Annotated in this window: 11 protein-coding genes; 10 read left to right on the top strand and 1 reads right to left on the bottom strand. The window is 36.3% G+C overall.

The features are described from left to right. The first annotated feature begins 14 nt into the window (after positions 1 to 14). The 10 genes from AC6QZF_RS01275 to AC6QZF_RS01230 all read left to right on the top strand — a co-directional run bounded on the left by AC6QZF_RS01275 (position 15) and on the right by AC6QZF_RS01230 (position 12108). Complete coding sequence (locus AC6QZF_RS01275) at positions 15 to 1034, top strand: glycosyltransferase family 9 protein (RefSeq protein ID WP_499798074.1); 1020 nt, start codon at positions 15 to 17, stop codon at positions 1032 to 1034. A gap of 154 nt (positions 1035 to 1188) precedes the next feature. Further along, positions 1189 to 3291, top strand: a complete 2103-nt coding sequence (locus tag AC6QZF_RS01270; RefSeq protein ID WP_499798073.1) for a tetratricopeptide repeat protein — start codon at positions 1189 to 1191, stop codon at positions 3289 to 3291. A gap of 1 nt (position 3292) precedes the next feature. Continuing rightward, positions 3293 to 4396 carry a two-component system sensor histidine kinase NtrB gene (locus tag AC6QZF_RS01265; protein WP_499798072.1) on the top strand — a complete coding sequence of 368 codons (1104 nt, stop codon included), beginning with the start codon at positions 3293 to 3295 and terminating at the stop codon, positions 4394 to 4396. 28 nt (positions 4397 to 4424) lie between these two features. Next, positions 4425 to 5849, top strand: a complete 1425-nt coding sequence (locus AC6QZF_RS01260) for a sigma-54-dependent transcriptional regulator (RefSeq protein WP_499798071.1) — start codon at positions 4425 to 4427, stop codon at positions 5847 to 5849. A gap of 84 nt (positions 5850 to 5933) precedes the next feature. Next, positions 5934 to 7244 carry a HEAT repeat domain-containing protein gene (locus AC6QZF_RS01255; RefSeq protein ID WP_499798070.1) on the top strand — a complete coding sequence of 437 codons (1311 nt, stop codon included), beginning with the start codon at positions 5934 to 5936 and terminating at the stop codon, positions 7242 to 7244. A 67-nt stretch (positions 7245 to 7311) separates the two neighbouring features. Then, entirely contained in the window at positions 7312 to 8223 is a 912-nt protein-coding gene (locus tag AC6QZF_RS01250) for a CheR family methyltransferase (protein ID WP_499798069.1), read from the top strand. Positions 8224 to 8247: 24 nt separating this feature from the next. Next, positions 8248 to 8613: a response regulator gene (locus tag AC6QZF_RS01245; RefSeq protein WP_499798068.1), complete on the top strand. Its 366-nt coding sequence runs from the start codon at positions 8248 to 8250 to the stop codon at positions 8611 to 8613. Between the two features lie 66 nt (positions 8614 to 8679). Next, a complete protein-coding gene (locus AC6QZF_RS01240) occupies positions 8680 to 9057 on the top strand; it encodes a chemotaxis response regulator CheY (protein ID WP_499798067.1) in 378 nt (125 codons plus the stop codon). Between the two features lie 12 nt (positions 9058 to 9069). Next, positions 9070 to 10032: a hypothetical protein gene (locus AC6QZF_RS01235; protein WP_499798066.1), complete on the top strand. Its 963-nt coding sequence runs from the start codon at positions 9070 to 9072 to the stop codon at positions 10030 to 10032. 12 nt (positions 10033 to 10044) lie between these two features. Next, positions 10045 to 12108 carry a chemotaxis protein CheA gene (locus tag AC6QZF_RS01230; RefSeq protein WP_499798065.1) on the top strand — a complete coding sequence of 688 codons (2064 nt, stop codon included), beginning with the start codon at positions 10045 to 10047 and terminating at the stop codon, positions 12106 to 12108. Positions 12109 to 12114: 6 nt separating this feature from the next. Here the strand turns inward: AC6QZF_RS01230 and AC6QZF_RS01225 are convergent, their stop codons facing one another. Continuing rightward, positions 12115 to 12774, bottom strand: a complete 660-nt coding sequence (locus AC6QZF_RS01225; RefSeq protein ID WP_499798064.1) for an O-methyltransferase — start codon at positions 12772 to 12774, stop codon at positions 12115 to 12117. Between the last annotated feature and the right edge of the window lie 13 nt (positions 12775 to 12787).

Below are 12787 nucleotides of genomic sequence, written 5' to 3'. Positions count from 1 at the left end.
CAATTTATTAATATATGAAATTATTTGAAAAAAACAATATATTAATAGCGAGGTTTAGTTCCATTGGCGATGTGGTCCTCACCACTCCGATTCTTCGTGCTATCAAAGAGCAACTTCCTGATACTAAAATTACTTATTTAACTACAAAACCAATGGCTTGCCTGCTCGAAAGCAACCCATTTATCGATAAATTGTTCGTTTTCGAAAAATCTGACCAAAAAGACAAAATTAATTTTCTGAAAAAGGAAATCCTTCTGGCAAACAATTCTCAAAAATACAGCATTGCAATAGATTTGCAAAACAACCTGCGTAGCAAGTCCCTTCTTTCCGGACTTTACAAGAAAAAAATTAGCTATAACAAGTACAGGCTTTATAAACTTTCTCTTGTTTATCTAAAATCACTTATTCGCTCACCAAAACACGTAGTCGATAGGTATTTCGAGACACTCGCTGAACTTAATGTGGTCAATAAGAATTACAATACAGAAATTTTTCTTCAAAATAGTGATACACCCCAACAAAAAAACGACAAATTAATTTTTGGCATTGCTCACGGTGCTCAACACTTTACTAAGCAATGGCTCCCCGAGAATTTTGCCGAACTGATGAAACTCATCTCTTCTCACTACGGAGCAAAATTCTACTTATTCGGCAATAAAAATGAAGTCGATAATTCAAATCTCATCACCAATTTATATAATCTCAATGTTGAAAATTTCACCGGGAAATTGCCGCTTCCCAATACAATCCAAAAAATTAATGAATGCCACTATTTTATTTCCAATGATACCGGGCTTATGCACATTGCCTCAGCTCTCCAAAAACCCATTGTCGCCATATTTGGTTCTACTGTCCCTGAACTTGGTTTTACACCATACGGAGTTCAATATAAAATTTCGCAAATTACTCTCAACTGCCGCCCGTGTAGTCATATTGGGCGTTCTAATTGCCCCCAAAAACACTTCAATTGTATGAGAAAAATTACTCCAACACAAGTGTTTTTTGACTTACAGGAGTTAATAAATACCAAATAAACTTTAATTTCGAATAATTATTAAATAAAATATATTAATTAATTAAACGTAAAATATTTGTTTGTAGAATATTCGCCATTTTGTTATTTTTGCTATAAATAATTGGTAAATATGAAAATAGTTACAACTTTTTGTATTATTGAGAAATTCTAAAATGAATTCAAAAGCAAAAATTCAGCAATTATTGCTGGTTTTCTTACTCATATCGCTTAGTTCTTGCTTCAGATATGATAATTTTACTGCATATTTCAATACATACTACAACGCAAATCGCCTGCTGAAAGAATCAGAAGAAGAATTTGAATATCAAGAAGAAAAAAAGCGGATCTTACCACGAGTTCTAATACCGGTTCAGCCTGTGAATATCGAAATTCCCCGTAGAAGCGGGATGCCCGATTTTTTGCAGGAATTTATTATAAATAGATTTAAACGCCAACCCGTCAACGCAAAGCTCGATTCGATTCTTATCAAAGGTTCAAAAATATTAGCGTATAAACCAAAAAGCGATTACATCCAAGATGTACTTTATTTGATGGCAAAAACTTATTTTTATCGCGAAGAGTGGTTACCTTCCCAAGTAAAATGCAGCGAACTTATCGATAAATTCCCTGATGGTAAGCTCTCGCCCGATGCTCATTTACTGCTTGCCCTAAATCTATTGGTTCAGCAAAAATTTTATGCCGGCCGAATCATCCTTTCCCGAACAGTTGATATTGCCTGGCAGAAAAAGCGTTACGATATTCTTTCAGATGCTTTCAGAATTGAAGCCGAACTTGCTCTCTACGAAAACGATTTGCCCTCGGCTCTTAAACCGTATTTGCAGGCTGTTGCTCAATCAGACAACCAAGAAATGAAAGCCCGCTGGCAACTCGAACTTGCCTCGCTTCTTTTCCGTATGGGTATGTTCGAACGTGCTGAAATTGAATTCGCAAACGTTTTGAAATATAAACCAGATTATTTAGGAATTTTCGAAGCTAATTTATATAGAGCAGCCTCGCTTATACGACTTGGGAAAACCGATGAAGCCGAAAAAATCCTCAACTATCTCGATAATGATGGTAAATTTAGTGAATGGCGTGTCTTTGTCCATACTCAAAGAATGCAAATCGCTCGTTATCATAATGATGAAGAAAAAATCGCTCAATTTGAGCGTACTGCTGATTCATTGTATAATGTCAATCCTGCTACTTCTGCTTTCGCATACGAGAGAGGAATAGACTTCTATTTAAAAAATGACTATACAAAAGCCCGAATGTACTTCGCTCGCGGTCGTGCCTCGAGAAATGTCCAAAATAATTTCTCTGATGAAATGTATCAGATCCTAAATGCTTGGGATTCTTATCAAACTAAAACAAGAGATGCTCTCGAAAGATTGAAACGCGGCGAAACCCTTCAAGACACTTCTCGCAAAATTCTAGCTAATGATCTGTTTGAACTTGGACGCGTCCACTCTCGACTTCAGAACATTGATAGTTCGCTTTACTATTATAACCTGGCAATGGTTGTTTCCCCCGAAAGAGATACAACTTCTGCTCGCTATCTCTATGTCGTTTCACACCATTGGAGAAATTCTGATCTGAGAACATCTGATTCTTTGCTTGAAGTAATTGTTGAAAAATATCCAAAAACCGAATACGGCAGAGAAGCAATGAAAATTTTAGGCTACACCCGAGCGTTTGCTCAAGATACAGTCGAAGAAATTTATTCTTCTGGCAGAGATTTAATGAAATTCGGAGATTATAATTTTGCTATAAAACAATTTCAGAGAGTATATCTCGATTATCCAAATTCATTCTTAGCTCCAAGAGCGTTATATAATATTGGCTGGATATATGAACGTTTGAAATCAATGCCAGATAGTGCTTTGAAATATTATTCCATATTAATTGAAAAATATCCAAATTCTGATTATGCAAAAGATGTAAAATTAAGCGTTGAATATCTTCTTGCTGTTCGCAGTGGAGAACCAATACCAGAATATCTTCTCGATAGAGAAAAAACAATCTACCAGAAAAAGGAAATACAACTTCACGACCCCAATTTCAACCCAAATTTGCCAAAGCAGGAAAACTTAAAAGATATGCTTAAACCCGAAAATTTATTGAAAAAAGCTGTCGAAACAATTATCGAACAACCATCAGAAGAATATAATAAATTGAAAAACCTTAAGCCTGAGGAACTTGTCCCTTTTCAAAAAAATGAGAATACCCAGGATAGCACAAACATTAATCCTAATGTGAAAAAAGAAAAGAAGTAATATGGCAAAATCCGAAAAAAAAAGAGAAACATTAAAAGCAAAAGTCGAACGTTTGGAAAAACAACTTTCTTGGTATAAATCTTTTTTCGATAATGCATCAGATGCCGTTTTTATCGTACAACCTGAAACTTGGTGCATACTCGATGCAAACGAATATGCCGCAACCCTTCTTGGCATATCTCGTGATGAGCTCATCGGCTCAACTCTCCCTCAATTTCGGCGAATATTTAAATTACTGCAGAAATCGAGCTCCCCAATGGTTCTTAGCGAACTTTCCTTAGAGACTAATAATGATGAAAGCCTTATGGTTGAAGTAAGCGCTCGCTTTGTTCAATATGACGGGAAAAACTTAATTCAGGCAATTGCAAGAGATGTTAGTGAACAACACGCTCTAACTGATAAACTTGTCCAAGCGGACAAACTTGTTCTTTTGGGCCAACTTTCCGCTGGTGTTGCTCACGAAATAAGAAATCCGCTTGCAGCAGTAAATTTAAATCTTCAAATTCTTAAACGTAATATATCCGAGAATGCACCTGAATTCGACTATGTTAATACTGCTTTACAAGGTGTAGAACGCATCTCCCGGATTGTTGAAGTTACTCTTAATTTCTCGCGTCCAACAATTCCTGACGTTAAAGAAGTAAATATAAATTCTCTTATTCCGACTACACTCGAATTAGTTGCTTCTGTTCTTAAACGAAAAGAAATTACTGTTGAATTGCAACTTCAAGATGATTTGCCTCTTGTTGCTGCCGACGAAAAGCAATTGCAACAAGTTTTCGTTAATCTTATCACAAATTCTGCCGATGCAATCAAAACAAAAGGCAATATTATTATTAAAACTTATGTCGAAGCTGGATTGAAGCACAATGAAGGTGAAATGGTTGTTGTTTCGATTACTGATAATGGAGTCGGTATCACTCCCGAAGATTTGTCAAAAATATTCAATCCATTCTTTACTCGAAAGCCAGACGGGACAGGGCTCGGATTGCCTATCACTCAAAGAATCTTGCACCAACACGGTGGAGTTATCGATGTCGAAAGTAAAGTTGGTGTGGGCACTACTTTTTATGTTAAACTGCCCGTCCCAAAACAATTTGAATGATTTTTGTAATAATAAATGAAGGTTTAGAATGTTCAAAAATAATTACACAATAGTAGTAATAGAGGACGACCCATTAGTCAATCAGACGGTAAAAGGTATTCTTTCCAGCAAATACTCAAAAGTGGTTACCTTTACAGATGCAAATCAGGCACTTGACGAACTCCATATGATTTCGCCTGATTTAATTCTTCTCGACATCTTTTTGGGGCACGCCAACGGACTTGATATTTTAGAGCAACTTCGGAAGCAAGGCTATTCAATGCCAGTAATCATTATGACTGCCTTCTCCGATATTAAAATGGCAGTTCGTGCAATGAGACTCGGGGCAGAAGATTTTATCGTAAAGCCACTCGACCTCGAACAACTTGAAGTTTCCGTCGAACGTGCTTTGAAGAACTTTGATTTACGACGTCAAGTTGATATTCTATCCGAACAATTGAAAAAAGACCAACCAAGTGAGATTTTAGGTTCGTCCGAGGCAATGCTGAAAGCCATCGAAATGGCAAAAATTGTCGCTCGTGCCGATGATACTACCGTCCTTATTCTTGGCGAATCAGGCACAGGAAAAGAATTGATGGCTCGCTTTATTCACGAAAACTCACCACGTGCAAAAGGTCCTTTCGTTACTATTAATTGCGGTGCAATCCCACGCGAACTTGCCGAAAATGAACTCTTTGGTTATGAACGTGGTGCTTTTACCGGTGCCACAGAAAAAATTAAGCAAGGTAAATTCGAACAGGCTCATCACGGAACAATTCTGCTCGATGAAATTGCTGAACTTAGCCTCGAACTTCAAGTGAAATTACTTCGCGTTTTGCAGGAAAGGCAATACTACCGTCTTGGTGGGTCAAAAGAAATATCCGTTGATGTGCGGGTTATCGCTTCCACAAATAAAGATTTAGAAAAGTTAGTCGAAGAAGGTTCTTTCCGCGAGGACCTCTATTACCGTTTGAATGTTGCCCGTATTCTTTTGCCACCACTTCGCGAACGAGGCGCTGATATCCTAAAAATTGCAACAGCATTCGTTAATGAATTCAACCTTAAATTTGGCAAAAATATCAAAGGTTTTTCACCAGAAGCCGTTGAAATTATTAATAATTATCATTGGAAAGGTAACGTAAGAGAACTCCGCAACGTAATCGAACGCGTAGTTCTTCTCGAATCTAATGATTTAATCACAAAAGAATCTCTAAGCTTTCTCAAATCTACAACTACAAGCGTGCAAATTCCTGGGAAACAAACTATTGAACTTGCTGATGGTCAGCACTTCCTGCAAATTTCCAAAACTGGTGCTCCTATGGGAAATGTTGTTCGTGATTTGATTATCCAGACTTTGAAAATCACCAATGGAAATCAAATAAAGGCAGCTAAAATTTTAGGAATTTCGCGTGCTAAATTGCGATACAGAATTGAACAGTTAGGCATTAATATAACTGGAAAAAATATTGAATAAAATAAAATATTTTTACTTGATATTTATCTATAATAAAACTATTTTAATTATATTAAATTATACAAAATTAATTTTTGTAATTCTATGGATAAAGCACTCTTAATAAAAGAGCTTAACGAAGCGGACGATACAACATTACTTATTGAAACCATTATTTCTATTGCCCAGACAAATGATTTCGACGAAGATGTTGTGAAATCTCTTTGCGAGTTGATTACTCATGACGATAGTGGTGTACGTGATGTTGCAGTTAGAGCCCTGTGTGATTTGAAAGGAGATTTTGCTCGCCTTGCTTCCGAAATTATTGCACCAAATATATTGAGCAAAAATGTAGAACTTCGTAATACAGCAGGTGATATCCTGGCTCACCTTGGAGAAGCCTCCGCTGAGTTCCTTTCGAGCTATCTGGATAATCCAGATCCTGACGTTAGAAAATTTGCTTGCGATTTGCTAGGACTTATCAATACTCGCCATCTTGCTCATAAAATATATCCGTTGCTCGATGATCCAGATGAAAATGTTGTGCAAGCCGCTATTGAAGCTCTTGGCAATTACCAAGATGAATCCATTATCGAAAAATTAGTTAAAATTTATAACACCAAAGAAGACCAAAAGCCTAACGTTATCGAAGCACTCGGGAAAATTGGTTCTAGAAAAGCAATTGATTTCCTGATTTTTGCTCTAACAGACGAGAAGGACGATTTTCTAAAAACCGAAATTATTGACGCTTTATCCATTAATTGTGATGATATTGAAGTAGCTCGCCAACTTTTCTCAAAAATTGATGAAGTTAGCGAAACAATTCAGATTATTATTCTAAAAACTGTTGCAGCTATATCATTTAGATTAGGTGAAGAATTTGTTTTGCCCGATAATTTGAGATACCTTGCCTATAAAGCACTTTTCGACGATGATGATGATATACGTGCAGCAGGTCTTATTGCCTTAGGAAATGTGTTTATTAAAGATGATATCCCATCGATAATGAATGAGATTTTCAAAGGCAATAATGATACTCAAAGCTTTGTTTTAGAAAAGTTGTTAAAATATAACTCACCTGAACTTATTAAAGAATTTTTCAAAGCTTTCTATAATGAAATTATTAATCGCTCAATGATTGGTTGTGATATAGATTTCCTATCTTTACTGACTTATTTCTGGGACGAAACTCCCGAAAACAACAAATATATTGTAATCGATGGGATTTTCGATAATTTGATTGTTTGTAAATCAATTGAATGTTCAACTGTTGTTGAGTTATTGTTTAAGCTTGATAGTCAGAAATCAAGCGCCAAAATTAAAAAATTGTTCGAAATATCAGATGATAATAACAAAGAATTTATCGAAGAATTGTTGCATAATGCCGGAATTGAGAAAAGTTTACTGAGTGGTTAGAATTTTTTAATTTTTTTATTATGAATTGTTTATTAAGTTATAATATATTAAATAATGAGTTTAATAAATGGCAGCTCGATTATTTCAGTTTGGGGCTGGCAAGCCAACAGAAGAAAGTAAAGAAGTAAAAAAAACAGTGCCGGTGAAAATGGAACTAAATGATAATACTTTTAATGAGTTAAGAAATTTTATATACGATCAGTGTGGAATATACTATACTGATAATAAAAAGTATTTGCTCGAAGGAAGAATTGCAAAACGTATTTCTACCAACAAACTTTCTTCATTCGAAGATTATTTAACCTTGCTGCGTTCCCCAATGGGAAGAAACGAACTAAATGAGCTTTTCGATGCTATTACAATCAACGAGACTTATTTTTTCCGTGCTCCTCAGCAATTCGAAGCCTTTGAAACCCATATCGTTCCCGAAATTCTCTCTACCCGCCAGAATTTGTTCAATCCGGTCTTCCGTATTTGGAGTGCAGCCTCATCAACCGGTGAAGAAGCTTACACCTTGGCTATGATAGTTGCTGAAAAGCTAAGACCAATGTATCCACGCGTGCAATTCCAGATACTCGCGAGTGATATTAATAAGTCGGTCCTGGAACAAGCTCAGCAGGGAGTTTATAAAGAATATTCCATCAGAAATGTTCCACCGCATTTGCTAAAAAAATATTTCAAACAGCAAGGTACAAACTATGTCCTTAGCGATGAAATAAAACAGATGGTTAAATTTATGAATATTAACCTCTATGATGCTCAGCAAATGCGCACTGTTACTAATTGCGATGTTATCTTCTGTTGCAATGTGTTGATTTATTTTGATATGCCATCCAAACAGCAGGTAGTTACTCATCTTTATAATTCGCTAAACAAGGGTGGATACTTGTTTATTGGTTATTCTGAATCCTTGCACGGTATCTCAAAGGCATTTAAACTGGTTCATTTCCCAAAAGCTATGGCTTATCAAAAGGAATAATTTTGTACTAATTCGGGTTTGAAGATGGCAAAAACAATATTAATAGCCGAAGATTCTCCATCAGTTCGCAAGTTTATAACGCTTGCCCTTAAAATCAAAGGATATCGCGTGCTCTCAGCGCAAGACGGTATGGAAGCTCTCGAAATTCTGCCAAAAGAAAAAATAGATTTGCTTATTACTGATTTAAATATGCCTAATATCGATGGATTTAAACTCATTCGCTCTATCCGTCAAAACCCTGAATATAAAGATATACCTATTATTATTCTGTCTTCTCTTGCAAAAGACGAAGATATTAACGCCGGCCTTGCTGCGGGCGCTAATTCATATTTAATCAAACCTTTCAATACTAAACGAATTCAATATGAAGTTGCAAAATATATTGGATAATTCTATTAAAGTTTTGTTTTATTTTATCGATAATATTATTGAATAATAAATTTATGAGGTTCTTTTATGATTTTTTTAGTTGTAGATGATTCTCCAACTATGAGAAGAATTGTGATAAACGCACTTAAAACTTTCGGTTATAACGACGTTATTGAAGCTGGCGACGGACAGGAAGCCCTCGAAAAGCTACGCCAGAACAAAGTCGATTTCGTTATCACAGACTGGAATATGCCTAATATGAGCGGCCTTGACCTTACAAAAGCTATACGCTCTGATGCTCAATTATCAAATTTACCTATTCTTATGGTTACTACTCGCGGATTAAAACAAGATATTATTGAAGCTCTTAAAGCAAGAGTTAATAATTATGTAGTTAAGCCTTTCACTCCACAAGTGCTAAAGGAAAAATTAGATGCTGTTCTTAAAACTATTCAAAATTCATAAGTTGGAGAGGCTATGAAACAAAAAGATATTACTCTGTTGCTCCAAAAAGCTGATGAGTTGAGAGCTCTATTTGTATTAGGACAAAGAGTTATCCCTTTTCTCGAAGAAATTTTTATCTTTGTCAGCGAAATTCAGCCACTTCTGGACGAAATTAATGCTTCAATTCAAGAAAATCTAAAGAAAATGCCATCTGCTTCCAAGCAACTTAGCAAAGTTACCGAAGCTACCGAAATGGCAATTACCGAAGTAATGGATATTGTAGATGGTATTCAATATAAAATTGAAATTATCAAAAAGAATTATAATAGAATTATTGAAATTGTTCAAAAGAAAAGAGAAAATCCAATCGCACTCCTCGAAGCTCTTTATAAGGCAATAGAAAAAGGGGAAGACCTCAAACAACATCTTCCCGCACTGGCTACAATTATTACCACAATGAAAAAAATTCCTAATGTTGAAATTAATAAAATTTCTAATGAAACCGAAGAATTAATTTCCAGCATTACTAACGATTCAAACTCCATTATGATTTCTCTTCAAGTACAGGATATTACCGCTCAACAAATAGCAGCTGTTAATAATTTGCTCGAAACTGTTCAAACTAAGTTAACAAAAATTCTACACCACTTTAATGAATCTGAAATAAGCGAACTTATGCATAAAGAGCCATCACCAGATGATAAAATGCAAGTTTCTCAGCTTCACCGCAAAATTGCCTTCGACCCCGAAGCTGTCGAAGCTATGGCTAATAAAGAATTCCGCCAACAACAAGTTGATGAAGTTATCGAACAAGTCGAAAGTGGCAATTTAGACGAGCCAATCGATATGGGCGAAATTGACAAAATGTTTGCTAATCAAAATCCTTCGACAGAAGCAACTGGTGATACTAAAACTCCAGTTGTTGATGAAAATAGCGATGAAGATTCGTTCGAACAATTTTCGCAAGACGATATAGATGCTCTATTCGGCAAATAATTTGGAGTGATTATGGCTTCGGTGAGTTTTAATGATCCTGAAATGCAAGAATTATTTGAAGGTTACTTGATTGAAACATCAGAACTTCTCGAAAATTTAAGCCAGGATCTAATTGAAATTGAAACAAGAACAGATGATTTAGACCTTATCAATAGAATTTTCCGTAGTTTCCATACCATCAAAGGGACTTCTTCCTTTATGGGCTTCAATCCAATCGCTGAAATTACTCACCACGCAGAAGATATCCTCAATAAACTTCGTCGAGGAGAAATAAAAGTTAATCAAGAAATAATTGATGTCCTTCTCGAGGTTCAGGATTGGATCACTATGATGGTGGCTCAAATTAAAGAAGGCAACGAACCATCTGCTGATTACTCCGAAACTATTGCTAAAATTCTGCGTTTGAAAGATTCACAAATGCAATCCCAGTTCCTTGAGCTTCAAAACACTTTGGATACTCAACAAATTCTACCCGAAGGAACAAGCTTTGTCGAAGCCGTCCTTTCCAACCCAGAAATTGCAACTAAACCAGGTGATTTTAGTGATGAAGAATTAAAGCTCATCGATGCCGCTTTTCAGGAAATTAATATCAAATTCAAAGACGAAATTTCTCAAACAAGTGTTACAATAAATAGCAACACAATGGATCCAATTGCAGAACAAGTTGAAGCTGAACCATCAGATTCCAATATAACTATTGTTCCAGAACAACAAAAGCCAATAGAACATATTTACGGTATTCCTGTTGTTGAATCTCCTGTTGAAAATACTAATCAGCAGCCAATATCTCAACCAATCATTGTATCGCAGCAGCAAACTAAACCATCAGCAAATAAAGAAACATCAAAATCACCAGGGAAAGCACTCGCATCTGATACTATTAGAATTGATGTCAACCGTGTTGAAGCTCTAATGGATCTTTCCGGCGAGCTTGTACTTGGGCGAAACCGCTTAGCTCAAATTACCGAAATGGTCGAACAAGAATTCGGCAAAAATGAGCACGTTCGCGATTTAATTGAGACAACTGCTCAAATCGATTTTGTTACTTCCGAGATCCAAGCTGCTGTAATGCGTATGCGTATGGTGCCCATTGGCAAACTTTACCAGAAAGCACCCCGCATCGTTCGTGACCTTAGTAAAGAATTTGGCAAAAAAATTAATTTAATTGTTAAAGGCGAAGAAACTGAAATTGATCGCGGTATTATCGAAGAATTAAACGATCCACTCGTCCATATGATCCGTAATTCTTGCGACCACGGGATCGAACCACCAGAAGAACGAATTCGTCTCGGCAAACCTGAATTTGGAACAATTACATTAGATGCGGACCAGGAAGGCAACAATATTGTCCTTCGTATTTCCGACGATGGTCGCGGAATGGATCCAGAAAAACTCAAAGCCAAAGCTATTGAAAAAGGAATTATTACACCCGAACAAGCTTCCCAAATGTCTGCTCGCGAAGCTTTTCAGCTAATTTTTGCTCCTGGATTTAGCACTGCTGCCAAAGTTACTGCTGTCTCGGGTCGTGGCGTTGGTATGGACGTTGTACGCTCAAATATCCAGAACCTCAAAGGAATGATAGATATAGAATCCGAAGTAGGTAAAGGAGCCACTTTTATTATTAAGCTTCCTCTTACTCTTGCAATTATTCAAGGCTTGCTTGTTAAAGTGCAAGACGAAACTTATGCACTTCCTCTTAGTTCTGTTGTTGAAGTGGTTGCTATAAATACAGATAGCGTCTATACTGTGAGCCATCAGGAAGTGATTCGTATTCGGCAGGAAGTAATCCCAATTCTTAGATTAGACAAAGTTTTGGGTGTTACAAATCCACGCGAAGAATTAGATAATCGCTATGTTGTTAATGTTGGCTTGGGAATGCAACGAATCGGGCTTGTTGTTGATGAACTGCTTGGACAACAAGAAATTGTAATCAAATCGCTCGGTGAATATTTAGGAAGTATCACAGGTGTGGCTGGTTCCACAATATTAGGCGACGGACGTGTGATTATGATTATTGACGTTGCCGACCTGATACAATCAATTTACAAAAATCAATTTATGCAATTCGGAAAGTAAAAAAAATTATTTCTTTAAGCCCATTATCAAACCATCACCTATAGGAACGAGAGTTACAAAATAATTCTCGTGAGCAAGGAATTTTTCATTAAAATTTTTTATTGATTTGACTTCGTTTGGATCACGCTCAGGAGCACTATCAAGCACATATCCAAAAGCAAAAGCGTTATCTGCCGCAAATATCCCACCTTTTCTAATAAACGGTGTCAGCTTGTTCAAATAAAGGTGATATCCGGGTTTGTCCGCATCTACAAAAACGAAATCTAATTCATAATTAAATTTACAGCTTTCAACAAAATGCCGACCATCATCGCAAATTACTTCAATCTTTTTTGAGACTCCCGCAATTTCTGCATTTTCCTTTATTATTTCTGCATACTCGGGATTAAGCTCAACCGCTGTAAGCTTCCCATCCTCAGGCAATGCTCTTGCCATTGAAATTGCACTATACCCCGCAAGACTACCAATTTCAAGCACATATTTTGCATTCATTGCTTTAAGCAAAAATTGCATAAATCTCGCTTGATTGCCACTAATATGGATTTTCGGTAGTCCTTTGCGCTGTGCATTTTCCAATACTTTTTGAATAATTTCATCCTCGGCTGTAAACTGAGTATGCAAATATCTATCAAGTTCTTCTGTTACAACTGTTGTTTTTGCAGACATTTCTTTTCTCCTA

Source organism: Eximiradius sp. (assembly GCA_937127445.1).
GTDB lineage: Bacteria > Bacteroidota > Ignavibacteria > Kapaibacteriales > UBA2268 > JAKIZO01.
Note: the sequence above shows the minus strand (reverse complement) of the source record. Positions and strands in the feature narration are given on the sequence as shown.